We start from the raw sequence: 24,289 nt of genomic DNA, 5'->3' as shown, positions 1-24,289 counted from the left end.
GAGTCGAGAACCCTGACCGGTCGCGCTAACCCTTCCACTGTGATCGAAAGGTCACTCCGAGTGCCGGGAGCTGCCGCGCTCGATCAGCCGGGCGCCGAGGGTGGTCGTGGTCGGCGGGCGGGTGTTGTCCGCGATCCTGGCCAGCAGCAAGCGGGCGGCCACAGTCCCGATCTCGTACGCCGGCTGCGCGACGACCGTCAGCGGCGGATCGACCAGTGCGGCCCAAGGCGCGTCGTCGAAGGCGACCAGGCCGACCTGCTTGCCCGGACGCACCCCGTGCTCCTGCAGCGCTTGCAAGACTCCGACCGCCATCGCGCTATTGGCCACCAGCAACGCGTCGGGTGGTTCCGGCTGGTTGAGCAGGTCCCGCGCTGCTCGATGGGCACCCGCTGCCTTGTACTCCGTACGCCGGACCAGCTTCGCCGTACTGCGGACCTTCGCGGCCTTCAACGCATCGCGATAACCCGCAAGCCGGTCGTCCGCAGTACGAACTCCTGCGGGACCCGTGATGCAGCCGATGCGTTGATAGCCCTGGGCGATCAAGTGAGCCGTGGCCTCCCGCGCGGCCAGCCTGGTGTCAACCAGTACGACGTCGCTGGCCTGCTCCGGCAGCGGCCGGTCCACCGCGACGAAGGCCGTTCCGCGTTGCGCCAGCTTCTGGACGCTCTTCGTCGTACCGGTGGGGGAGAGGATGACGCCGGCCACCCGCTCCTGGATCGCGATGTCGATGTAGCGGTTCTCCTTGTCGGCGCTCTCATCGGAGTTGCAGAGCACGACCGAGTAGCCGACCTCGTGCGCGACGTCCTCGACCCCGCGCGCGATCGCGGTGAAGAAGGGGTTCTCGACGTCAGAGATGATCAGCGCGACCACCGCCGCCTCCTGACGGCGCAGGTTCCGGGCCGGGCCGTTCGGCTGGTAGCCGAGCTCCTCGGCGGCCTGCCGGACCCGGGCGACCAGCTCCGGATCGACCGTGGACTTGCCGTTCAGCGCCCGCGAGACGGTCGCCGTCGACACCCCTGCCAGCGCAGCGACATCGCTGATCGTCGCCATCCCAGCTCCCCTCGACGCCCGTCAGAGGCCTCAGCGTAGCGGGCGGGTAATGGATTACCCAGCAGTAGGCCGTGCACATTACGTACAGAACCCTCGGGCCCTACCAGTGACATGAGAGGATCACCCGCGTGACTGCCTTGCCGAGCGTTTCCTACTCCATCACCGTCCGCCTCGAGGTCCCTGCCGGTGGCTCCACGGTGAGCAAACTGACCACCGCCGTCGAGCAGGCCGGTGGCCTCGTCACCGCGCTCGACGTGACCGCCTCCGGGCACGAGCGGCTGCGGATCGACGTGACCTGCGCCGCCGCCGACACCGAGCACGCGGGCCGGCTGGTCGAGGCGATGCGCGCCGTACCGGGCGTGGAGATCGGCCGGGTCTCCGACCGGACCTTCCTGATGCACCTCGGCGGCAAGATCTCGATGGAGGCCAAGCACCCGATCCGCAACCGGGACGACCTCTCGATGATCTACACCCCGGGAGTCGCCCGGGTCTGCCTGGCGATCGCCGCGAACCCGCAGGACGCCCGCCGGCTGACGATCAAGCGCAACACCGTTGCCGTGGTCACCGACGGATCCGCCGTACTGGGCCTGGGCAACATCGGTCCCGAGGCCGCGCTGCCGGTGATGGAGGGCAAGGCCGCGCTGTTCAAGCGCTTCGCCGGCATCGACGCCTGGCCGTTGTGCCTGGACACCCAGGACACCGAGGAGATCATCGCCGTGGTCAAGGCGATCGCGCCGGGCTTCGCCGGGATCAACCTGGAGGACATCTCCGCGCCGCGGTGCTTCGAGATCGAGGCCCGGTTGCGCGAGGAGCTCGACATCCCGGTCTTCCACGACGACCAGCACGGCACGGCGGTCGTCGTCACCGCCGCGCTGTTCAACGCGCTGCGGGTGGTCAACAAGGACATCAGCCAGGTGCGCGTCGTGCTGTCCGGCGCGGGCGCGGCCGGTACGGCGATCCTCAAGCTGCTGATCGAGGCCGGGGTGAAGGACACGGTCGTCGCCGACATCGCCGGGGTCATCCACACCGAGCGCGAAGGGCTGTCGCCGGAGCTGCGCTGGATCGCGGAGAACACCAACGCCGCGCAGTACAGCGGGGACCTGAAGGGCGCGCTGGCCGGGGCCGACGTGTTCATCGGCGTCTCGGCGCCGAACATCCTGGACGGCGCCGACATCGCCACGATGAACGCCGACGCGATCGTCTTCGCGCTGGCCAACCCCGATCCCGAGGTCGACCCGGCGGCGGCGCACGAGCACGCGGCCGTGGTCGCGACCGGCCGCAGCGACTTCCCGAACCAGATCAACAACGTGCTGGTTTTCCCGGGCGTCTTCCGCGGTCTGCTCGACGCGCAGTCGTCGACGGTCTCGATCCAGACCGAGCTGGCGGCCGCGAAGGCGCTGGCCGGTGTCGTCACCGACGACGAGCTGAACGCCGACTACATCGTGCCGAGCGTCTTCCACCCGGAGGTGCACAACCGGGTCGCGCACGCGGTCCGCGAGGCCGCGGGCGGCAAGGCGCCGGCCGCCGAGATGTTCCCGGACGACTCACCGGGCGCGCTGATTTGAGTCACCTGTTTTGATGGACTCCATCTTGACTGCAACCGACGTCCGGAAGTCCCGTACCGCGTGGATCTGGCGCGCCGCCTTCGTGGTGGCCTGCCTGATCCACCTGTACGGCGTGTACGCGCCGCATCAGGCCGGCTCCGACGTGCAGTTCCCGTACTCCGACAAGTTCGCGCACCTGTTCCTGTTCGGATCCGTCGCGTACTTCGGCCTGCGCAGCGGCGTACCGGCCCGGTGGTTGCTGCCGATCGTCGCCGCGAACGCGGTGATCAGCGAGGTGGTCCAGTACTACTGGCTGCCGTTCCGCAGCGGTGACGTGTTCGACACGGTCGCCGACCTGTGCGGGCTTGCGCTCGGCGCCTGGCTCGGGTTTCGCGCGCTCCGGGTTCAAAAAGGTGCTGGGCAGGACATGATGGGGCAATGACGGCCCCGACCCTGACCGGCTCGCTGCTGGTGGCGACCCCGCTGCTCGACGAGCCACCGTTTCGGCGGTCGGTGATCCTGCTGCTGGATCACGACGAGGACGGCGCGCTGGGCGTGGTGGTGAACCGCGCCGCCGACCTGGAGGTCGACCGGGTGCTGGCCGACTGGTCGGACACCGTGAGCGAGCCCGGTGTGCTGTTCATGGGCGGCCCGGTGGGCACCGACAGCGCCCTCGCGGTCGCCGAGGTGATCGAGTCGGCCGACCCGCCCGGGTGGCGGGAGTGCTTCGGCCGGATCGGGCTGATCGACCTCGACGTGCCGCCCGCGCTGCTGGCGGGCGCGATCCAGCGGATGCGGATCTTCGCGGGGTACGCCGGGTGGTCGAGCGGGCAGCTGGAAGGCGAGATCAGCGAGGGCGCGTGGTACGTCGTACCGTCCGAGCCCGATGACGTGTTCAGCCTGCAGCCGGAGGGGTTGTGGCGCCGCGTGTTGCGGCGCCAGCGTGACGAGATGGCCTATCTGGCCACCTATCCGGACGATCCGACCCAGAACTGACCCGGCCCTGGGCTAGAGCCGGGTTGGGCGAGCTATTCCTTGTCGTTGTCGTCGTCCCCGGGGTTGAGCGACTCCCAGATCTCCTTGCACTCCGGGCAGACCGGGAACTTCTGCGGGTCGCGACTCGGCACCCACACCTTGCCGCACAGGGCGACCACCGGGGTGCCCATCACCATGGCCTCGGTGAGCTTGTCCTTCGGCACGTAGTGCGAGAACCGCTCGTGATCGCCCTCGTCCAGCGACGGCATGGTCCGCTCGTCGATGACCGTCTCTGCGCCGGGGCTCAGCTGAGTACTCATAGCCACGAGTGTAGGTCGCCAGGGCCGGGAACCCCCAGTTTTTCTCCACAGGCCATCTCGGCTGGGCGCGGTGCTCCGACACGCCGCGTCCGGATGCCGGAGAGATACGGCGCGGGGCATATGCGCAGGTCGCGGCGGGTGCGGGGCCTGCGCAGCGGCGTACGGGGGCTTCGTCGAGCCCGCCGATCTGACCTTGCCGAGGATGTCGGGTAACGTTCCTGCACGGCCGACAGTCGACTATCGGGGGAGTATGCCGTCCGTGGATTCGCACGCGCCAGCAGCACCAGCCGTGCTTCCTCCGGCCTATCCGGACCGCGCCGCGTGGGGAACTGCGAGCAAGCTGCGGGCCTGGCAGGCGGAAGCACTCCAGCTCTACTTCGAAAAGCAGCAGAAGGACTTTCTCGCGGTCGCCACACCGGGCGCGGGCAAGACGACGTTCGCGCTGACCGTCGCCGCCGAACTGCTGCACCGCCGGATGATCGAGCGGATCACCGTGGTGACGCCGACCGAGCACCTGAAGGTCCAGTGGGCCGACGCGGCCGACCGGGCCGGGATCGCGATCGACCCGACCTTCGCGGGCGGCAAGGGGCGGACCAACAAGGACTTCCAGGGCGTCGCCGTCACCTATGCCGGCGTCTCGGTGAACCCGCTGGCCTTCCGGGTCCGCACCGAGCGGTTCCGCACGCTGGTGATCCTCGACGAGGTGCACCACGGTGGCGACGCGCTGTCGTGGGGTGAGGGTGTCCGCGAGGCGTTCGACCCCGCGACCCGCCGGCTGGCGCTGACCGGTACGCCGTTCCGCAGTGATGAGAATCCGATCCCGTTCGTCACGTACGAGTACGGGCACGACGGGGCGCAGCGCAGCCAGGCCGACTACACCTACGGCTACGGTCACGCGCTGCGCGACCACGTCGTACGGCCGGTCATCTTCATGTCGTACTCCGGCGAGATGCGCTGGCGCACCAAGGCCGGTGACGAGGTCGCGGCGCGACTCGGTGAGCCGCTCACCAAGGACCTGACCGCCCAGGCGTTGCGTACTGCGTTGTCGCCGACCGGCGAGTGGATGCCCGCAGTACTGGCGGCTGCTGACAAGCGGCTGACCGAAGTACGGCGACACATGCCTGACGCGGGTGGGCTGGTGATCTCGGGTGACCAGAACACGGCTCGTGCTTATGCGAAGGTGCTGAAGGAGCTCACCGGCGAGGCGCCGACCGTCGTGCTGTCCGACGAGAAGGCCGCGAGCAAGAAGATCCAGAAGTTCTCCGACGGCGAGCAGCGCTGGATGGTCGCCGTCCGGATGGTGAGTGAGGGTGTCGACGTACCGCGGCTGGCGGTCGGGGTCTACGCGACACCGACCTCGACGCCGCTGTTCTTCGCCCAGGCCGTCGGCCGGTTCGTGCGGGCGCGCAAGCGGGGCGAGACGGCGTCGGTGTTCGTGCCGTCGGTAACCCGGCTGCTGAGCTTCGCGGCTGAGATGGAGGTCGAGCGGGACCACGTGCTCGGCCGGAAGAACTCTGGTGAGGACGGCGATCTGTTCGCCCTCGAGGATGATCTGCTGAAGAAAGCGAACGAGGCCGAGGGCGCCAGCGACGATCTGGACGCTAAGTTTGAGGCGCTTGGGTCGGATGCGAGCTTCGATCGGGTTGTCTTCGATGGTGGCGATTATGGGACCGGTGGCGACATCGGGTCTGACGAGGAGATGGACTTCCTCGGACTGCCTGGGTTGCTGGAGCCTGATCAGGTGCGTGAGTTGCTGCGGAAGCGGCAGGCGAAGTCGCTGGCGGCGCAGAAGAAGTCTCAGCGGGGTGCTGGTGCTTCGGCTGAGGCTGAGGAGGTTGCGCCGGTTGAGCTGGCTACGCATGAGCAGGTCGCGCTGCTGCGGCGTGAGTTGAATGGGATGGTTGCGGCTTGGCATCACCGGACTGGGCAGCCGCATGGGGTTATTCATAATGATCTGCGGCGGAAGCTTGGTGGCCCGGCGGCGGCGCATGCGTCGTCGGAGCAGTTGCGGGAGCGGATCGAGTTGATCCGGGACTGGGCCACGCAGCGGCGGGCTTGAGATTTGTGTGGTGGGGTGATGCGGGCTCGTGACGCTGGGCGTCACCTCGCGGGACCGGATGCTGACGGGATCGTCGACCAAGATCAGTGGAGCCAACTGCGGGCTCGTGACGCTTCGCGTCACCTCGCCATCTGAGACGCGGTGGCAGCACCTCGGTCGTGGGCAGCCTCGTGACGCTGCGCGTCACCTCGCCCGCTGAAGCTGCGGTTGCCGCAACCCGGCCGCCGCGCTGGGCTCGTGACGCTGGGCGTCACCTCGCAAGACCGGATGCTGACGGGATCGTCGACCACGATCGGGCGAGCCACCTACGGGCTCGTGACGCTGCGCGTCACCTCGCAGGACTGAATGCTGACGGGATCGTTGACCAGACTGGGGCACCGGCAAAGGCTCGTGACGCTGGGCGTCACCTCGCGGGACCGGGTGCTGATGGGATCGCCGGTCAGCATCGTCTGAGTCGTCTGCTGCTCGTGCGGCACGCGTCAGTTCGTCGGTTGGAGACTGCCGCGGCAGCGCGCCGGGTGCGGCAGCTTCATGACGCTTCGCGTCACCTCGGCGAAGGTCGGATTGGTGGCGTACATCGGTAGAGTCAGGCTCCGACCCTGCGGTGGGCCGTACGGAGAACGGCGCCGAGAACAGTGTTCTGTTAACAAGAACAATGTTTTAGTCTGGCCTGCACGCGTCTCCGGAAGCGAAAAACGAGCACACCGACAGGCAGTAGTCGCTCAGGTGATCTCGTTTCAGGCGGCGATGGGTTGCCAACCGGCGCAGTACGGGCACTACTTCCTGTCCGTATGCACGGACCAACTGTCCTAGTCGGCCTGGTGGATGGCCGAGACCGCGCGGAGGTGCGGCACGACGTCGGTGGCGACTGCGTGGTCTCTGCCATGTGCTCCCGGCCGCGGGAAGCCGTGTCATGGCCTCGTACTGCGCTGCGCTCGTCCGCTAGGCGTAGTTCGCGACGTGGGTGCCGTCGAGGCTGGCGTGCAGGTTGGCTGACAGGAAGCCGTCGGATGCGGCGAACAACTCCTGGGTGGACCGGCCGAGGGCGTCGACGAGTTCGTGCTGGGCAGTTAGGAGTGACGGTGAAGATGTTGATCAGGGTGACCGACGAGGGCGTCGGTGGAGGGTCGTCGTGGCATCAGGTATCCGGATCAGACGGTCGGGTGTGCGCTCAAGCGGTTGCAGCAGACGCTGCGGGGGCGGATGGATGCCGCGCTTGCGCAGTACGGGCTGACCGCTCCGCAGTACGCCGTGCTGGCGTTGCTCGCGGAACGTCCGGGGATTGCGAATTCCGAATTGGCGCAGCGGAGCTCTGTCGCGCCGCCGACGATGATTCGGATGCTCGGTTCGCTGGCCGAGGCTGGGTTGATCGATCGGGCTCAGCGGGGTTGGTGGGGCGCGGATTCGCAAGGTCAGCTTGACGGCTGCGGGGCGGGATCGGGGTCGAGGCAACTGCTGGGCTGGTCGAGCGGTTCGAGAATCTGCGCGCCGAGGAGGCTGGTACGGCTAAGGCCGAGGTGCTGGCGTGGTTGAACGTGTCAGCTGACGCGCTGGCTCAGGGACTGGGTGCCGACGACCTCGAGCAGTCGGAGTGCCCGGTCGGAAGGGGAGCGGGGGGCGGCGGTGTAGAGGATGACGCGTTGGTCGCGTTCGGGGATGAGCAGGACCTCGCAGACGACGTCGATGCGGCCGACGGTTGGGTGGTGGATTGTTTGGCACATGCTCTGCTGGGTGGCGACCTCGTGGAGTGCCCAGATGCGGGCGAACTCGTCGCTGCCTTCGACCAGGTCCGTCACCAGCGCTGCGATCGATGGGTCAGCGGGGTAGCGGCCGGTGGCTGCTCGGAGGTCGGCCGCGGCCTCTCGGGCAAACTCGGTGGTCTGCCGCTCCCCGAACCGCTCCTCCTGCCGCGACCCCGACAGGAACCGCAGGCGCAACAGATTCCGCTCCCGTGGTGGCAATGCGGAGAAGTCGGTGATCAGCGCCGCAGCTAGCGGGTTCCAGGCCAGTACGTCGTACTTCGCGTCTAGAACCAAGCCGGGGACGTCCAGCCGTACCAGCATTCGCAGTACTCCGGTACGCACGTCCGTGGGCGGTCCCGTTGGAGGTGCCGGCTGCTCCCCGGCCAGCCGGAACAGGTGAGCTCGCTCGTCGTCGGAGAGTCGTAGTGCTCGCGCCAACCCGGTTAGTACCGGCCGGGACGGTCGCGGGCCACGGCCCTGCTCCAAGCGGGTGTAGTAGTCGGTCGACATCGTGGCGAGCCCGGCGACCTCCTCGCGTCGCAGGCCCGGCGTCCGGCGTCGGAGTCCGGCGGGCAGGCCCACGTCGTCCGGTCGCAACCGCTCCCGTCGGATGCGGAGGAACTCGGCCAGCTGTGCCCTGTCCATGGCTCCCAGCATCTCAAGCGCCGCGATAGGTAACCAGGGACCGCCGGTCCCAGGCTCGACCCGCTCTGCCTGGACGGCTGAAGTCAGCCAAACATCTACGGCATGAACACAGTCGCACTCATCACAGGCGCCACCAAAGGAATCGGCCGGGAGATCGCCCGGCAGCTCGGCGAGGCCGGCTACATCGTGTTGATCGGAGCGCGGGACCCGGCGCGCGGCGAGGCCGTCGCCAAGGAATTTGTTGCTGATGGCATCAAAGCCGCGGCGGTCCAGCTCGAGGTGACCGATCCTGCGTCGATCCGGGCAGCCGCTGCCCGGATCGCGGCCGAGCACGGGAAGCTCGACGTACTGGTCAACAACGCTGCGATCATCCCAGCAGGCGATGGAGGCGTGAGCGAGGTTGCCGCGTCGGCCCTCCGGGCCGCGTTCGAGACCAACGTGATCGGTCTGGTCGAGGTCACTGCCGCATTGCTGCCCGTACTGCGTAAGTCCACCGCTGCCCGCATCGTCAATCTGTCGAGCTCGCTCGCGTCCTTCACACAGGTCGGCGATCCTGCGTCGCGGATGTCGACCGTTCGGACCCTCGGCTACAACTCTTCCAAGGCCGCCGTCAACATGGTCACGGTGATGCTGGCCAACGAGCTGCGCGGCACCGGGATCCTGGTCAACGCAGCCGACCCGGGCAACTGCGCGACGGACATGGGCGGCTGGGACGCACCCCGTACGCCGGCAGAAGGCGCGGCCGTCGCCGTACGGCTAGCCACCCTCGGCCCCGACGGCCCCACCGGGGAGTCGCACGCAGAGTCCGGCCGCCTGCCCTGGTGACGCCGCTCCTAGGGGCGACAGCGTGCATGGGGTGACGCCAAGGCTGGGGTAACACCGTGCATGGGGTGACGCCATGCCTGGAGCGACACCGCGCCTGGGGTGACGCCAAGCCTGGGGTGACGCAATTACTGGAGTGACACCAATCTGTGGGTAACACCACCCTCGCCGCGACATCTGCCACCGTGGTTTTGAGACCTGTCGTGCCCTGGTGTCGCGACTGGCAAGTCGTGACATAAGTTCAGGCGTGTGGCTCGCCTGCTGACTGACCTTCGTCCGCTCAAGGAGTCGGCCGATTTTCGCCGATTGTGGGTTGGGTCGTCGGTCTCGCAGCTTGGTCAGCAGATGACCGCGGTGACGGTTTCGATCCAGGTCTACGCGTTGACCCACTCGACGTTCTCGGTGGGGCTGGTCGGGCTCTGCTCGTTGGTTCCGCTGATCGTGTTCGGGCTGTACGGCGGCGCGATGGCCGACGCCATCGACCGGCGTACGCTCGCGCTCATCTCGTCCGGCGGGCTGTGGCTGCTCTCGATGCTGTTGGTCGTCCAGTCCGAGCTGCACTGGAACAAGGTCTGGGTCCTGTACGCCGTGGTCGCCGCCCAGTCGGCGTGTTTCGCGGTCAACAACCCGGCTCGGTCCGCGATCATCCCGCGCCTCATCCGGCCCGAGTTGCTGCCGGCCGCCAACACGCTCAGCCAGGCCGCGTTCAACCTCGGCTTCACGGCCGGTCCGCTGCTGGGGGCGGTCGTGATCGCCTGGCAGGGGTTCGGCGCGGCGTACCTGGTCGACGTGATCACCTTCACCGCTGCGCTCTACGCGCTGTTCCGGCTGCCTGCGGTGCCGCCGACCGGGCTGGTACGCCGGGCCGGGCTGCGCTCGGTGCTGGAAGGGTTCAGCTTCCTTCGGGCTGCTCCGGCGCTGCTGGCGACCTTCGTCGCGGACATCCTCGCGATGGTGTTCGCGCAACCTCGGGCGCTGTTTCCTGCGGTCGCCGGCGCGTTCTTCGCGGGCGGGGTGAAGACGGTCGGGCTGCTGCAGGCCGCGCCCGCGATCGGGGCGCTCGTGGGCGTGCTGTTCTCCGGCTGGGTGAGCCGGGTCCGGCGGCAAGGAGTGGCGATCGTCGTGGCGATCAGCGTCTACGCGGCGGCGGTCGGCCTGTTCGGGTTGTCGCGGACGATCTGGCTCGGCGTCGCGTTGCTCGCCTTGTCGGGGGCGGCGGACATGGTCAGTTCGGCGTACCGGAACACGGTGTTGCAGTCAGCCGCTCCCGACGCGATGCGCGGTCGGCTGCAGGGGGTCTTCATCGTGGTGGTGGCGGGCGGGCCGAGGCTCGGTGACTTCGTTGCCGGTACGACGGCGTCGATCAGTACGCCGACGATCGCGCTGCTCGGCGGGGCCTGCGTGTGCATCGTGGGGTTGCTGGTGCTGCTCGCTTGGAACAAGCCGTTCCGCCGGTACGACTCCGAGGTACGGGCGCTGCGGTGATCGTGCCGCCGGTACAGCTCCGAAGTACGGGTACTCCTGCGCTGATCGCGTTCCGCCGGCACAGCCCCCGAAGTACGGGCGCTGAACGCGTACCGCCGTGCAGCTTCCGCAGTACGGGCAGTGCGTTGACCGCCTGCTGAGATCAGCCGCCGGTGGCGAGTTCCTTCAGCACCTTGCCCCAGGACGGCATCTCCGGGTTGATCCGGTTGATCTCCTTGTCGTCCACGGTGACGACCTTGCGGTCGCCGAGCGGCTGCTTGAGCTTGATCGAGACCAGTTCGATCTGCTCGTCCGGCGGGCACGGCTCGGGGTTGTCGATCACCGCGGTGATCTTGTCGGTCTCCTCCTTGACCTTCAGATCGATCGTGCAGTTGAAGCCGACGCCGATCAGCAGGTTCACCTCGTCGTACTTCGGCGGGTTCTGAACCCACTTCAGGTACTTCGGCCGCTTGTCCTTGACCAACTGGTAGCTGGTGACCGGCTGCTGGACCTTCTCGTTGGCCACGCCTGATCCGTCGCTGATGAACGCGCCGAAGATCTTGTCGACGCAGGGATCGGCGTCCTTCTTCCGATCGTCGGCGGCGCCCCACGCCTTGGCCGCGAGGTAGCAGCCGTTCGCCTCCCGGTTGAGCGAGATGTTGAAGCCGACGAGTGCGAGGGCGCCGAGCGCCAGTACGCCGGCCAGCAGCCGGCGGGCCTGGATCTGCCGGGGGCCGAGGACCGTGGACTCCTCGGTTTGCTCGCCGCCGGGAAGCTGCTTGAACAGGCCGAGGACGCTGCTCGTCCACTGCGGATTGACCAGAGTCGGGACGGCGTACAGCAGCAGTAGACCGACGCAGATGGCGATGGCGGGGAGGAGCGCCCAGTAATTTCGCACGGCAGCAAGATACGGGGACATCGGGCCGCGGGCCGAAAAAGGTTACGCTTCGGCTGTGCCCGCAGAGACGTCCCAGACTCTCGATCGGGGACTAACCGTCCTCGAGTTGCTGGCGGACGCCCCGGACGGCCTGTCGATCACCGAACTGGCGGCCTCGCTCGGGGTCAGCCGGACCGTGGTTTACCGCCTGGTCAACACGCTGGAGTTGCACCGGCTGGTGCGGCGCGACAGCGAGGGGCGGGCGCGGCTCGGGCTCGCAGTACTGCACTATTCGCGGCGGGTGCAGCCGACTCTGCGTGACGCGGCGCTGCCGGTACTGCGCTCGCTGGCCGAAGACACTGGTGCGACGGCCCACCTGACGGTGGCTGACGGTGACGAGGCGCTGGCGATCGCGGTGATCGAGCCGAGCTGGACCGATTTCCATGTGTCGTACCGGATGGGGTCGCGGCATGCGCTCGACCAGGGTGCGGCGGGGAAGGCGATTCTGGCCGGTCGGCGGAAGCCTGATCCGGCTGGGCGGCCGTTCGTGATCACCGCTGGTGAGTTGCAGGCTGGGGCGCAGGGTGTGTCGTCGCCGGTGCTCGGGGTGCCGGGGGTTGAGGCGTCGATCGGTGTGGTTGTGCTGGGGAAGCTGGATCGGGATTTTGTGGGGCCGCGGGTGGCTCGGGCTGCGGTTGAGGTCGCCAAGCGGCTTGCTTGAGGTCATCAGTGCGGGCTCGTGACGCTGGGCGTCACCTCGCAAGTTGTAGATGCTGACGCTGTCCACCGCTGATTCGCCAGCACCTCGCACGGGCTCGTGACGCTTCGCGTCACGTCGCGTGGCGATCAAGTGCGTGATCGGCGGGTCGGTCCCCGGGAGTTGCCGTCGGTTGGCTCGTGCCGCTGCGCGTCACCTCGCAGGACCAGATGCTGACGGATTCTTTGGCCAGAGGCGGCTGGCCAGACGACCGGCTCGTGACGCTTCGCGTCACCTCGCGTGGCGATCAAGTGCTCGGCGGGTTGGCCCCCGGGAGTTGCCGTCGGCGGGCTCGTGACGCTGCGCGTCACCTCGCGGGACCAGATGCTGACGGATTCTTTGGCCAGAGGCGGCTGGCCAGACGACCGGCTCGTGACGCTTCGCGTCACCTCGCGTGGCGATCAAGTGCTCGGCGGGTTGGCCCCCGGGAGTTGCCGTCGGCGGGCTCGTGACGCTGCGCGTCACCTCGCGCGGCGATCAAGTGCGTGATCAGCGGGTCGGTCCCCGAGTTGCCGCCCGCGCACGGGCTCGCAACCCTCGGCGTCACCTCGCAACTGCAGATGCTGATCGGATGACCGACCAGATCGAGCGGCCGCCCTCGCCGGGGCTCGTGACGCTGCGCGTCACCTCGCAGGACCAGATGCTGACGGGATGGCCAGCCGGTCCCTGGTGCCTTTGCGCGAGCTCGTGACGCTTCGCACCACCTCGCAAACCACACGCTGACCGAACCTCGCCTAACCGCCCGATCGACCAACAACCCGCACCCAGCCGCCCACGCGACGGAGGAGCGGCCTTCAAAAAGGGTGGGTGGGAGCAGTCGGAGCTGGGAGCGACGAAGGAGCGAGCGGCGGAGGCTGCGCGGGCGCAGTACCTCACCCCCGACTAGCCGCATGCAGCAACGGCAGCACCCGGTGCGGCACCTGCTCCGCCAGCGCGATCACCGTCGAAGCCCGCTGGATCCCACGCACGATCACCACCTGATCGATCACCCGCTGCAGATCAGCATTAGACCGCGCCACGATCCGGCACCACAGATCCTCAGCCCCAGTGATCGTGTAAACCTCCAAGACCTCAGGGATAGCAGCCAAAGCAGCAGCGACCGTCTTATGGCCGGACCCCTGCTCGATCTGCAAAGTGGCGAAGGCTGTCACCGGATACCCGATCTCCGTCGTGTCGACGTCCGGCCCCCAGCCGCGGACCACGCCGTCGCGCGCCAGGCGATCCAGCCGGGCCTGCACAGTGCCACGCGCGACGCCCAGGCGGCGGGAGGCCTGTAGGACGCCGACGCGGGGTTCGGCGGCGAACAGGTCGAGGATGCGGGCGTCCAGGGCGTCCACTCCGGACATGGGTTCCTCCAGGTGGTCAGGGTGACCAAATAGTCCAATGATTGGCTGAGAATACTGAGCAGAGTGTTCAGTAAAACATGGTTCTGTTGCGCAACCTGTCCTGGTCCGGCGAAGCTCACGCAAGCCAGTGGAAACCGACCGGGAGGACCCCGATGACCAGCACCGACCTCACCCCCGCAGAGCTCGACGCCGATCTCGACCTCGACCAGTTGAAGCAGCTCGTCGGGCTGGTGCCGTACGACGAGAGCACCGATCCGTTCCCCGTGACGGCGATGGACGCGGTGGTGTTCGTGGTGGGTAACGCGACCCAGACCGCGAAGTACTACCAGCTCGCCTTCGGGATGGACCTGGTCGCGTACTCCGGGCCCGAGAACGGCAACAAGGACCACAAGGCGTTCGTGCTGAAGGCCGGCTCGGCGCGGTTCGTCATCACCGGTGGCGTCACCCCGAGCAGCTCGCTGAACGAGCACCACCGCAAGCACGGTGACGGCGTCTCCGACATCGCGCTCGAGGTGCCCGACGTGGACAAGTGCATCAAGCACGCCCGCGCCCAGGGTGCCGTCGTGCTCGAGGAGCCGAACGACGTCAGCGACGAGCACGGCACCATCCGCCGGGCCGCGATCGCGGCGTACGGCGACACCCGGCACACGCTGATCGACCGCAGCCGGTACGACGGCCCGTACCTGCCGGGGTTCGTCGAGGCGCACACCTCGGTGGTGCGGCCGGAGGGCCACCCGAAGCGGCTGTTCCAGGCGGTCGACCACGTGGTCGGCAACGTCGAGCTCGGCCTGATGGACGAGTGGGTCGGGTTCTACAACAAGGTGATGGGCTTCGTGAACATGGCGGAGTTCATCGGCGACGACATCGCCACCGACTACTCCGCGCTGATGAGCAAGGTGGTGGCCAACGGCAACCACCGGGTCAAGTTCCCGCTGAACGAGCCGGCCATCGCGAAGAAGAAGTCGCAAATTGACGAGTTCCTGGAGTTCTATGACGGAGCCGGCGCTCAGCACATCGCGCTGGCCACCAACGACATCCTGCGCACCGTCGACATCATGCGGGCCAACGGCGTCGAGTTCCTGAACACGCCCGACTCGTACTACGAGGACCCGGAGCTGCGGGAGCGGATCGGCAACGTGCGGGCGCCGATCGAGGAGCTGCAGAAGCGCAAGATCCTGGTCGACCGGGACGAGGACGGCTACCTGCTGCAGATCTTCACCAAGCCGATCGGCGACCGGCCGACGGTGTTCTACGAGTTGATCGAGCGGCACGGCTCGCTCGGCTTCGGAAAGGGCAACTTCAAGGCGCTGTTCGAGGCGATCGAGCGCGAGCAGGAGCGCCGCGGCAACCTGTGACGAAGCGGTCGGCCGAGTGCTGACCGAGGCTCAGTAGAGACCGATCGGTACACCTACCGTGACGCGCCCGCGACACACCGTGGCGGGCGCGTCGCCACGTCCGAATAACGGATTGACTGTCAGGTCAGGTGAGGTTCGGCTACTGTGCCCAGTGAGTGTGCGTCGGGGCGTACGCTCAGGAAGGGTTTTCCCATGAAGACACTGGGCATTGTGCTCAGCACCGCGAGTCTGGCCGGAGCAGGTATTTTCGCCTTGGCCACAGCAGCTCAGGCGGCGCCCGCCGCGAGTTGCCGAGGTGCGACATCCATCAAGTCCGCGCCGGTCCTCCGTGACGGACGACCGCCAACCTGGGGCAGCATCCGGCTCGTCCGGGACGACTGCTCGCAGTACTGGGCCGAGATCACCATGAATCCTCGGCTCGCCAAGAACCAGAAGGCGAATGCCTACCTGGTCCAGTACGGCGGCGCCAACGCCGGCCGTCAGCTGTCGTGTGACAGCAGCGGTGGCAACGGCGCCGTGACGGCCGGGCAGCGAACCTGCCGGACGCCGAAGGTCAAGTCCACCGACACCAGCGTCACCTTCGCTGCTGTCGCCCGTGAGTTCCACAACTACGGCAGCGGCTACACCGAGATCTCGGAGAATTCCACCGGCCGGGATCGCTAGTACCACCTGCCAGACAAGCGAGAAACCGCTTAGGCTCAAGGATATGAACGATCTAGTCGAGCGTCTCCGGCGTGTGCTGCCGCCGGAGGCCCTCGTCACCGATCAGGACCGGATCCAGAGCTACCGGTACGACCGGGCGATGTTCTGCCCGGCCGGTGAGCCGATCGCGGTAGTGCTCGCGCGGGAGACCGCCCACGTCTCGGCGGCGATGAAGATCGCCGCCGACGCGGGCGTTCCCGTTGTGCCCCAAGGAGCCCGGTCCGGGCTCTCGGGCGCGGCGAACGCGATCGACGGCTGCCTGGTGATCTCGCTGGAGAAGATGGACAAGATCCTCCAGATCGAGCCGGTCGACCGGTACGTCGTGACGCAGCCGGGCGTGTTCAACGCCGTGCTGTCCCGCGCCGTGGCCGAGCAGGGGTTGTTCTACCCGCCGGACCCGTCCAGCTGGGAGTTCTGTTCGATCGGCGGCAACCTGTCGACCAACTCGGGCGGCCTGTGCTGCGTGAAGTACGGCGTGACCACCGACTACGTGCTCGCGCTCGAGGTCGTGCTCGCCGACGGCCAGGTACTGCGAACAGGGCGGCGCACCGTCAAGGGCGTCGCCGGCTACGACCTGACCAAGCTGATCGTCGGCAGCGAAGGCACCTTGGGGATCATCACCGAGGCGACGCTCGCGCTGCGCCCGCAGGCAGCCCGTCCGCGCACGATGGCGGCGCTGTTCGACTCCGGTGTCGCGGCCGGCGAGGCGATCGTGGAGATCATCCGCAGCGGCGTTTCGCTGTCCCTGCTGGAGATCATGGACCGGACCACGATCAAGGCGGTCAACCAGTACAAGCGGATGGACCTGCCGACCGAGGCCGCGGCGATGCTGATCGCCCAGTCGGACGCGGGTGGCGAGGCCGGTGCGGCCGATGTGGCGGCCGTTGCCAAGCTCTGCCGCCAGTACGGCGCGATCGAGTGCATCGAGGCGGACGACCCGGCCGAGGGCGAGCTGCTGCTGGAGGCCCGCCGGGCCGCGCTGACCGCGCTGGAACAGCTCGGTACGACGATGATCGACGACGTCTGCGTACCGCGGTCGCGGCTGGCCGACTTCATCGGCGCGATCGAGCGGCTCTCCGCCGACCTGGACATCACCATCGGCGTGCTGGGGCATGCCGGCGACGGCAACATGCATCCGACCGTCGTGTTCGACGCCGCCGATCCGGACCAGGCGGCGCGCGCCCAGGTGGCGTTCGACAAGGTGATGGAGATCGGCCTGGAGCTGGGCGGCACGATCACCGGCGAGCATGGGATCGGGGTGCTCAAGCGGGACTGGCTGGTCGAGGAGATCGGCCCGGTGGCCGTCTCGGTGCACCGCGCGATCAAGGCCGCGCTGGACCCGAAAAACCTGCTGAATCCCGGCAAGGTGGTTTCGTGAGGGTTCTTTCATCTTCTGTGATCCAACCGCAACGGAACTGCCGGAGCCATTGGACGATCATGGCCGTCGAATGTGACGTGCCGGCCGCACTATGGAAGGAAGTTGTCTGAAACCGGGGGAAGCATCGTGAGGCGAGGTTGGAGGTCACCCATGCGAGCAAGGCAGTTGTTGCCGACCGTGCTGGCGTCGACCGCCCTCGTCGTGCTGTCCGCCTGCGGGAACGGCAGCGGCCTGCGGGTCGAGGGCGCTGAGCCGTCGCCGGCTCCGGCCACCCCGTCCGTGACAACCAACTTCGGTGCCGGGCGAACGCCGGGCCCGAGCGTCAAGGTCGCGCCGGCCGCGTTCACGCTGCCGCAGGTGCGCGACAGCCTGCAGCGCGACAAGCAGCTCGAGAGCTTCTTCAAGACCCTGGTCAGCAAGTGCTCGATCGTCGATCGCTGCCTGACCCAGGGCCCGTCCGTCGACGTGATGAAGACCGGCCGGTCGCAACTGGTGGTGCTGATCCACACCAACGAGAACTTCATCGTGGGAGCCGTCCTGATGGCCGACTCGCCGAAGGGGCCCCGCCGGGTTTGGAGTTTGAAGGCCGATCAGTTGAAGATCAATCCCAGCAAGCAGGGTGATCTGGTGGTCGAGTCGCAGATATTCGCGCTGGACGACTCACCTTGTTGCCCGTCCGGACGCTTGGTCGAGGTCTACCGTTGGGCCGGCGGGCAGATGACCAAGGTGAATTCGAAGGCGCAAAAGGGAGACTGAACTTCAGTGGTACCGGAAGAACCGGCAGCGCGCATCCTGATGGTCGAGGACGACGCGGTGATCCGTGAGGCGACCCAGTTGACCCTTGAACGCCATGGGTACGACGTCACGACGGCCGAGGACGGCCTCGAGGCGATCGAGAGTTTCGAGAAGATCCATCCGGACGCGGTGATGCTCGACATCATGCTGCCCGGTCTGGACGGCATCTCTGTCTGCCGCCGGATCCGGGAGACCAGCACGGTGCCGATCGTGATGGTGTCCGCCCGCGGTGACGCGCTGGACGTGGTACTCGGGCTGGAGGCCGGCGCCGACGACTACGTCACCAAGCCGTTCGACACCCAGGTGCTGGTCGCCCGGCTGCGCGCCGTACTGCGGCGGGCCGTGTCCGACCCGGAGCGGCCGGCTCAGGCGAGCGGTGCGACCGTCGAGTCGTTCGGCGACCTGGAGCTCGACCGCGAGGCACTCGAGGTGCGCCGGGCCGGTACGACGGTCCAGCTCACGCCGACCGAGCTGAAGCTGCTGATCGAGTTCGCGAACAACCCCGGTGTCGTGCTGAGCAGGTCCACCCTGCTGCAGCGCGTCTGGGACTACGAGTGGGGCGGCGACGGCCGGCTGGTCGACGTCCACCTGCAGCGCCTGCGGACCAAGATCGGGGCCGACCGGATCGAAACCGTGCGCGGATTCGGATACAAGCTGCGGGCTTGATGTGGGCCTCAGGAGCAAACTAGGGCTGATCTTTGTCCTGGTTTCCTCGCTGGCGATTCTCGTGCTCTGCGTCGCGGTCTACACCCAGGCCCAGTCGGCCCGGCTGGACCGGACGCGGAGCTTCGCCGACGAGCGGATCCAGGCCGCGGCGCTGAGCTACGAGCGCAGCGAGGTGCCGGTGTTCGGGGCGCGGCTGGAGGACCCGGAGCTGCCGGCGCAGCTGCGCGAGTCCGTGATGGACGGCAAGCGGGCCACCTTCAAGACGGCCTCGCCGAACGCCAAGATGTGGGCGGCGGTCGCGGTCAAGAACGGCCAGATCCTGTCGATCCAGCAGGACTACGAATCCAACGACGCGTCGATGAACGCGTTGCGCCGCGCCTTGATCCTAGGCGGTATCGGCACCGTCGCGCTGGTCGCCCTGGGCAGCGTGGTCGCGGCGGGCAGCCTGTCCCGCCGGATCGTCGCGGTCGCCGGTACTGCGCGCCGCATCGCCGCGGGGGATCTCGATGCCTCGGCCGCTGAGGCCGCAGGCAAGGGCAAGGACGAGGTCCAGGCGCTGGCCACGGCGTTGGACACGATGGCCAGCTCGTTGCGCGGCCAGCTGGAAGCCGAGCGACGGTTCACCGCGGACGTCGCCCATGATCTCCGGACGCCCGTCACCGGCCTCCTGACGGCAGCTGAGCTCCTGCCGCCCGGTCGCCCCAGCGAGCTGGTCCGCGACCGCGCCAAGGTACTGCGCAGGCTGGTCGAGGACCTGCTCGAGATCGCCCGGTTCGACTCGGGGGTCGAACAGGCCGACCTGGAACACGTCGGGATCGGCGCCTTCGTCGGCTCGGCCGTCGGCCGGTTGCGGATGCAGCAGTCGCTGGCGCCCGACAGCGTCGTCGTCCACCGGATCGGCCGGGAGGAGACGATCTCCACCGACTCCCGCCGGATCGAGCGGATCCTGGCGAACCTGATCGTCAACGGCCTGCGGCACGGCCGGCCGCCGATCGAGGTGACGGTCGAAGGCCGGACCATCGAGGTGGTTGACCATGGCAACGGTTATCCCGAGGAGTTGATTGCCGAAGGCCCGCGCCGGTTCCGCTCCGGAGTGGCCGAACGCGGCGTCGGCCACGGCCTCGGCCTGACCATCGCGGCCGGTCACGCGAAGGTGCTCGGCGCCCAACTGACCTTCGGAACGGCCCCCGGCGGCGGCGCGTGCGCACGGCTGGTGCTGCCCGACAGCCCTGAGATGGACCTGTAACACAACCTTTCGCGAAGACGTGGCGTCTCCAGTATGTCGGGTTCACCAGAGCCCTTACATACGAGGGGAAACCAAGAAAATGCGCACTCGCACTCAGGTCGTTCGCCGTTCTGCCGCTGTCGTCGCCGGGATCGCGCTGGCCGCGGCCGGGGTCGGTGTCGCCGGGGCCCTGCAGGCCAACGCGACGCCGGACACCACCAAGATCACCAGCGTCAGCAGCACGAACGTCGCGGCCAAGCCGTCGATCACGATCAAGTCCGACAAGGTCACCGCGAAGGCCTGGGCGAAGGTCTCCTTCAGCGGCAAGACCACCGGGATCGCGGCCAAGTCGGTCGTCCAGGTCCAGCGCCTGGAGAACGGCAAGTGGGTCAACTTCCCGGCCACCACCAAGGTGACCAGCTCGGCGACCTACTCGGTCTGGGTGCAGAGCGGCCGGCTCGGCGTGAACAAGTTCCGCGTCGTCACGGCCAAGGCCACCAGCGCTGCGGTCTCGGTCACGATCACCAAGTGACACAAGAGAAAGCGGCGCCATCACCTCGGGGGAGTTGGCGCCGCTTTCTTTCGCTGTAAGGGCTATCGGGTCCCGTAGACGTTCAGCTCGGCGGCGGAGCCGAAGGCGGCCCCGTTCATCGAACTGGTGCCGACGAACTTGAGGTACCGACCCGCCTTCGCGGTGAAGTCGACCCGCTGCACCGCGATCGAGTTGGGGAACTCACCGGTCTTCACCGGCGCACCCCAGTTCTGCCCGTCCGCGCTGACATACAGCTCGTACCCCTTGAACATCCCGTTCGTGCCACTCTGCCGGGGCAGATAGCTGAACCCGTTCACCTGGTACGTCGTACCGAGGTCCAGCGTGAGGTGATGCGGGAAGGTAGCCGGCGTCGGCACCTCCGACCAGGCGGAGTGCCACATCGTGCTGGGGTTTCCGTCCAGTGCGTCGACAGCAGGACCACCGGTCGCGACGTCCTCGCTGCTGACGTCAGCCACCTTGATCCGGGACTGCGGCACGATGCCCGGCGGCAACAGCGTCGCCTCCGCGGAAGTGGTTGCCTGACCGCCGGTTGCCGTGAGCCCGTACTTGCCCGCAGGCGTCCCGGCAGGAGGCGTCACGGCCCAGCTGGTCGTGACACTGGTGCCGGCGGCAACTGTCGCGTGGGTGGCGGGAGTGGTTGCCGTGACGGTCCAGCCTGCCGGAGCAGTGAGGGCCAGCGTGATGTTGTTGACGGCAACCACGTCGTTGTTGGTGAAGGTGCTGACGACCGTGTTCTCCTCGCCGGACACCATCCCGTTCAGACCGGCGCCTGCCAGGCTCAGCGAAGTACAGTCTGCGGCTTCGCTCGAGGCGCCGAGATCGGTGACGGCGAAGTTGTCCAGGACGAAGTCGGCCTGGTCGCCGCCGGAGGACAGCTTCCGCAGACCGACCCAGTAGTCGCCGCCGCAACCGGCCACGAACTCCTGGTTGAAGGTGGCCTTGGTGCGCTGCGCACCGATCGGCGTCGCCTTCACCTCGACCGACTTCGGCCGGTCCACGCCTTGCACCCAGCTGTACTGGCCGGCGACGCCACTTTCGTAGTCGAAGCTGACCTTGTACTTGTGGCCCGGCGTGAACGGCACCGTCGCCGGGGTGGTCCGGTAGACGAGGCCCTCGTTCTCCTCGTGCGACTTCAGCGACCAGTCGCCGTCGAGCACGTCGTCGACGAGCTTCCCGTTCCAGCCCGCCTGCGTGTACGGCGCGTGCTTCTTCGCCAGGACGGTCCGCGGGTCGGTGGTGCCACCGGCGTCGCCCTTCACGAACGGGCCCCAGCCCTGGTCGACGTTCTCGAAGTCGTCGACGAGTCCGGCGCCGGGGCGCGTCGTCTCGACCACTCGTACGTCGTCGACCCGGACCTTCGCCGCACCGGCTACTGCACCGATGGTCAGGTCAGCGGTCGTGCCCTTGGCCTCGAAGACTACCCGTGCCCGCTGGTAGTACAGGCCCTGCTTGTCATCGGAGGCCACCCGGTTCATCGCGGTCGAGCGGTCGACCACCACCGAGGTGCCGTTGACGTCGAGCGTGGTCGTGCGGGACTTGCCCGGCTCGACCTCGAGCCATGCGGACGCGCTGTAGGTGCGACCGGGGGTGAGGTCGCGGATCCGCTGCTTGAGCGTGGTCTGCTCCGCGCGGAGCTCGGCGACGTGCTGCCCGTTGGCGAGGGTGCCGATCGAGGCGTTGCCGGCCGGCTTCCAGGCCCGCAGGTCTCCAGCGTTGAAGCCGGGGTCCTCCAGGTGACTGCCGTCGCCCCACTTGGCATCCGCGAGACGCGGCGCCTGCTCGGGGTACAGGACGTACGGCTGGCCCGCGTCGGCGGTCAGCGTCACCGCGCCGTTGCGGACGGGCGCAGTGCCGATCCGGACGCGGCCGGTGTCGGTCAGCTTGTAGACGGTGAAGCGGTCGGTGGTGAAGGCCGCCGGGACCTGCCAGGTGGTCGCGCCGCCGGCCGGGTTGTAGTGGTAGAGCTTCGTGTTCTTGTCCCACGGCAGCAGGTACTTGTCGCCGTCGAGGACCTTCGCGGTGCCGACGCTCAGGCTGCGCTTGCCGTTGGCAACCGTGCCGCTGACGTCGCCGGTGAAGCTGATCGCGTTGGCGTTCCAGTCGACGATCTGCTGCTGCTGGAGGAACTTGGTCGGCAGGTTGCGCTTCCAGATGTTGGCGTAGAAGGCGTTCCAGTCGGTCTCGCCGGTCCAGCCCTCGAACTCGACGATGGAGGCCTGGCCGAGGATCGGGTCGGCGTTCCAGACGTCCTTCTCGTGGTTGCGGACGAACCGGATGATCTGCGAGTTCAGCCCCTTGTTGGTGGCGCCGCCGTAGTCCAGGTCGTTGGCCCAGTGTGACCACAGCGAACTGCGCTCGTGCCGGTCGGCCCACTCGGTGGCGATCTGCCAGCCCTGGTCGGCGAGCTGCCGGCTCAGGCCGTCCGCGAGCCAGCCGGACTGGTAGTACACGTCGATGTAGAGCTCCTGCAGGTTCGGGTCGGTCTCGTCCCGCAGCTGCTGGAAGCGCTCGACGATGTTGCCGGAGGCAAGGTCAGGACGCTGCTTGATGTAGTAGCTCTGGTTCAGCCAGTTCCAGCCCTTGCTGGTCTTGTCGACCAGGTCCTCGCTGAACGCGTTGGCCTCCGGGTAGGACTCGGTCGCGTTCACGTGCACCCCGAACGCGGCGTTGTAGTCCTTGCCCTTCTTCAGCAACGTGTTGAGGTCGGTCAGCCCACCGGCCCGCACGTTGTAGTTGCCGCCGTAGTCAGGGTGAGCGGAGTCGTGGCCCTCCGAGCCGTAGCCCTTCAGCACAGCCATCTGGCCGAGGCCGTCGGTCGCGAGCGAGATCCGCTTCACGTCGTCCAGCGTGCGCAGGAACGGGTGCGTCGCCTGGCTGGCGAAGTTGAACGGGATGTGGGTGATCACCCGGTCCTTGACCTGGTCGCCACCCTTCGGCTCGGTCATGATCGAGCGGAACGCGATCGCGCCGTCCTGCCAGTCGACCGTCTTGTCGTTGTTCGCATCGGGCGTCACGACGACCTTGGCCCACGGCAACGGCTCCGTGTACGGCGAGGTGTCGGCGCGGTAGGTCCACTGGCCGCTCCACACCCCGACGCGACTCGTCCCGTCAGCCGCCTTACGAGCGCGGTGCCAGAACCGGGCGCCGTCGTCGACGGACTGACCGGACGGCTTGTCGTAGACCGAGTTCGACTCGATCCCCGCAGCCAGTCCGCTGGTGTTCACGAACGCGTACGCCGCTCCGGTGGCGGCAGGCTCGGCCGCGGTCGCAGCTGTCACCGGGGTGACCTTGTCGGCGGTCCGGGTGGAGTCCGGGTCGAGCGTGGTGAAGGCGGTGGTGGCGCCTGGGTCGCTGCTCGACACGGAGACCAGGTCGTGGTTCGGGATGTCGATCGTCTTGACGCGGGAGGCCTCGGTGTCGCGGACCGCGTCGATGCTGAAGGTGGTCACCCGGCCGGTCAGCGCCAGGCTGGCGTCCAGCTCCACGCCGGGCAGCGCGTCGAAGGCCAGCTTGTACTGCGCCTTGCCGGCGATCACCGTCGGCGGTCCGGTCAGCCGGGCGGCACGCGCGACCCCGTTGACGGTGACGGACGAGATCACGTCGGGCTGACCACCGAGCGCTTTGCCGGACGCGTTGTCGGCGTACCGGATGACGCGGGGGAAGTCGGCGGCGACGGTGACGGTCAGCTCGGGGGAGGTGAGCGTGAGGTCGGTCGTGGCTGCGCCGGCGGCCGGGTCGGCGGTGGCTGCCGGGGGCGGCACGGCGATGAGGAGACCGGCGGCCAGAGCGGCTGCCGTGAGGGTGGGAAGTACGGGTCGAGGCACGGGAACTCCTGACGGGCGGGTCACTGTCTGACGGATTCTGCGTACGTAACCGCCAACAAGTCAATAGAAACGAACACTAATGAACAATTTTAGTGAACGATTAAGTCGAGTCGAGTCAGTCCTTGACAGCGCTGCAGAGCCAGAAATTGGTGCCGTTGTCCACCCGGACAACCCGTTGCAAACGCCAACT

21 protein-coding genes are annotated in these 24,289 nt (G+C 67.8%); 15 read left to right on the top strand and 6 right to left on the bottom strand.

Annotated features, from left to right (window positions below; genetic code table 11):
- Positions 1-51: 51 nt before the first annotated feature.
- A complete protein-coding gene (locus AB0P21_RS11325) occupies positions 52-1,050 on the bottom strand; it encodes a LacI family DNA-binding transcriptional regulator (RefSeq protein WP_363695708.1) in 999 nt (332 codons plus the stop codon).
- A 128-nt stretch (positions 1,051-1,178) separates the two neighbouring features.
- On the opposite strand from AB0P21_RS11325, the gene AB0P21_RS11320 reads away from it, so the two are divergent.
- The 3 genes from AB0P21_RS11320 to AB0P21_RS11310 are packed head-to-tail and all read left to right on the top strand — an operon-like array spanning position 1,179 to position 3,590.
- Positions 1,179-2,615, top strand: a complete 1,437-nt coding sequence (locus tag AB0P21_RS11320; RefSeq protein ID WP_363695706.1) for an NAD-dependent malic enzyme — start codon at positions 1,179-1,181, stop codon at positions 2,613-2,615.
- Between the two features lie 25 nt (positions 2,616-2,640).
- Positions 2,641-3,036 (top strand): VanZ family protein, encoded by a 396-nt coding sequence (locus AB0P21_RS11315; RefSeq protein ID WP_363695705.1) that lies wholly within the window; start codon positions 2,641-2,643, stop codon positions 3,034-3,036.
- Positions 3,033-3,590 (top strand): YqgE/AlgH family protein, encoded by a 558-nt coding sequence (locus AB0P21_RS11310; RefSeq protein ID WP_363695704.1) that lies wholly within the window; start codon positions 3,033-3,035, stop codon positions 3,588-3,590. Before AB0P21_RS11315 ends, AB0P21_RS11310 begins: the two co-directional genes overlap by 4 nt.
- A 32-nt stretch (positions 3,591-3,622) precedes the next feature.
- Here AB0P21_RS11310 and AB0P21_RS11305 read toward each other — a convergent pair whose 3' ends face one another.
- Positions 3,623-3,889 carry a DUF3039 domain-containing protein gene (locus AB0P21_RS11305; protein WP_270132618.1) on the bottom strand — a complete coding sequence of 89 codons (267 nt, stop codon included), beginning with the start codon at positions 3,887-3,889 and terminating at the stop codon, positions 3,623-3,625.
- A gap of 289 nt (positions 3,890-4,178) precedes the next feature.
- Here AB0P21_RS11305 and AB0P21_RS11300 point away from each other — a divergent pair, with 289 nt between their 5' ends.
- Positions 4,179-5,948, top strand: a complete 1,770-nt coding sequence (locus AB0P21_RS11300; protein WP_363696479.1) for a DEAD/DEAH box helicase — start codon at positions 4,179-4,181, stop codon at positions 5,946-5,948.
- Positions 5,949-7,151: 1,203 nt separating this feature from the next.
- Positions 7,152-7,481 (top strand): MarR family transcriptional regulator, encoded by a 330-nt coding sequence (locus AB0P21_RS11295; RefSeq protein ID WP_363696478.1) that lies wholly within the window; start codon positions 7,152-7,154, stop codon positions 7,479-7,481.
- 5 nt (positions 7,482-7,486) lie between these two features.
- Here AB0P21_RS11295 and AB0P21_RS11290 read toward each other — a convergent pair whose 3' ends face one another.
- Positions 7,487-8,335, bottom strand: coding sequence for a helix-turn-helix transcriptional regulator (locus AB0P21_RS11290; RefSeq protein WP_363695702.1), 849 nt, complete (start codon positions 8,333-8,335; stop codon positions 7,487-7,489).
- Between the two features lie 102 nt (positions 8,336-8,437).
- Between AB0P21_RS11290 and AB0P21_RS11285 the strand changes: the two genes are divergently transcribed.
- Together AB0P21_RS11285 and AB0P21_RS11280 are read left to right on the top strand one after the other, a co-directional pair.
- Positions 8,438-9,160, top strand: coding sequence for an SDR family NAD(P)-dependent oxidoreductase (locus AB0P21_RS11285; RefSeq protein WP_363695700.1), 723 nt, complete (start codon positions 8,438-8,440; stop codon positions 9,158-9,160).
- A 246-nt stretch (positions 9,161-9,406) separates the two neighbouring features.
- Positions 9,407-10,642, top strand: coding sequence for an MFS transporter (locus tag AB0P21_RS11280; RefSeq protein ID WP_363695698.1), 1,236 nt, complete (start codon positions 9,407-9,409; stop codon positions 10,640-10,642).
- 142 nt (positions 10,643-10,784) lie between these two features.
- Here the strand turns inward: AB0P21_RS11280 and AB0P21_RS11275 are convergent, their stop codons facing one another.
- Complete coding sequence (locus tag AB0P21_RS11275; RefSeq protein WP_363695697.1) at positions 10,785-11,519, bottom strand: hypothetical protein; 735 nt, start codon at positions 11,517-11,519, stop codon at positions 10,785-10,787.
- Between the two features lie 55 nt (positions 11,520-11,574).
- On the opposite strand from AB0P21_RS11275, the gene AB0P21_RS11270 reads away from it, so the two are divergent.
- Positions 11,575-12,219: a helix-turn-helix domain-containing protein gene (locus tag AB0P21_RS11270; RefSeq protein ID WP_012919439.1), complete on the top strand. Its 645-nt coding sequence runs from the start codon at positions 11,575-11,577 to the stop codon at positions 12,217-12,219.
- 908 nt (positions 12,220-13,127) lie between these two features.
- Here AB0P21_RS11270 and AB0P21_RS11265 read toward each other — a convergent pair.
- Complete coding sequence (locus AB0P21_RS11265; protein ID WP_363695695.1) at positions 13,128-13,601, bottom strand: Lrp/AsnC family transcriptional regulator; 474 nt, start codon at positions 13,599-13,601, stop codon at positions 13,128-13,130.
- Positions 13,602-13,753: 152 nt separating this feature from the next.
- Here AB0P21_RS11265 and hppD point away from each other — a divergent pair, with 152 nt between their 5' ends.
- The 7 genes from hppD to AB0P21_RS11230 all read left to right on the top strand — a co-directional run bounded on the left by hppD (position 13,754) and on the right by AB0P21_RS11230 (position 20,254).
- Positions 13,754-14,956, top strand: coding sequence for a 4-hydroxyphenylpyruvate dioxygenase (hppD, locus tag AB0P21_RS11260; RefSeq protein ID WP_363695694.1), 1,203 nt, complete (start codon positions 13,754-13,756; stop codon positions 14,954-14,956).
- Positions 14,957-15,148: 192 nt separating this feature from the next.
- A complete protein-coding gene (locus AB0P21_RS11255; protein WP_363695692.1) occupies positions 15,149-15,619 on the top strand; it encodes a hypothetical protein in 471 nt (156 codons plus the stop codon).
- A 43-nt stretch (positions 15,620-15,662) separates the two neighbouring features.
- Positions 15,663-17,036 carry an FAD-linked oxidase C-terminal domain-containing protein gene (locus AB0P21_RS11250; protein ID WP_363695691.1) on the top strand — a complete coding sequence of 458 codons (1,374 nt, stop codon included), beginning with the start codon at positions 15,663-15,665 and terminating at the stop codon, positions 17,034-17,036.
- Between the two features lie 150 nt (positions 17,037-17,186).
- Entirely contained in the window at positions 17,187-17,792 is a 606-nt protein-coding gene (locus AB0P21_RS11245; RefSeq protein WP_363695689.1) for a hypothetical protein, read from the top strand.
- 6 nt (positions 17,793-17,798) lie between these two features.
- On the top strand, positions 17,799-18,497 hold the full coding sequence (cseB, locus tag AB0P21_RS11240) for a two-component system response regulator CseB (RefSeq protein WP_363695688.1): 699 nt from the start codon (positions 17,799-17,801) through the stop codon (positions 18,495-18,497).
- 1 nt (position 18,498) lies between these two features.
- Entirely contained in the window at positions 18,499-19,743 is a 1,245-nt protein-coding gene (locus AB0P21_RS11235) for a HAMP domain-containing sensor histidine kinase (RefSeq protein ID WP_363695687.1), read from the top strand.
- Positions 19,744-19,822: 79 nt separating this feature from the next.
- Positions 19,823-20,254 (top strand): hypothetical protein, encoded by a 432-nt coding sequence (locus AB0P21_RS11230; protein WP_363695685.1) that lies wholly within the window; start codon positions 19,823-19,825, stop codon positions 20,252-20,254.
- A gap of 62 nt (positions 20,255-20,316) precedes the next feature.
- Here AB0P21_RS11230 and AB0P21_RS11225 read toward each other — a convergent pair whose 3' ends face one another.
- Positions 20,317-24,099: an endo-alpha-N-acetylgalactosaminidase family protein gene (locus AB0P21_RS11225; RefSeq protein ID WP_363695683.1), complete on the bottom strand. Its 3,783-nt coding sequence runs from the start codon at positions 24,097-24,099 to the stop codon at positions 20,317-20,319.
- Positions 24,100-24,289 lie beyond the last annotated feature (190 nt).

This window comes from Kribbella sp. NPDC056861 (assembly GCF_040687575.1).
In the GTDB taxonomy this organism is placed as follows: Bacteria; Actinomycetota; Actinomycetes; order Propionibacteriales; family Kribbellaceae; genus Kribbella.
Note: the sequence above shows the minus strand (reverse complement) of the source record. Positions and strands in the feature narration are given on the sequence as shown.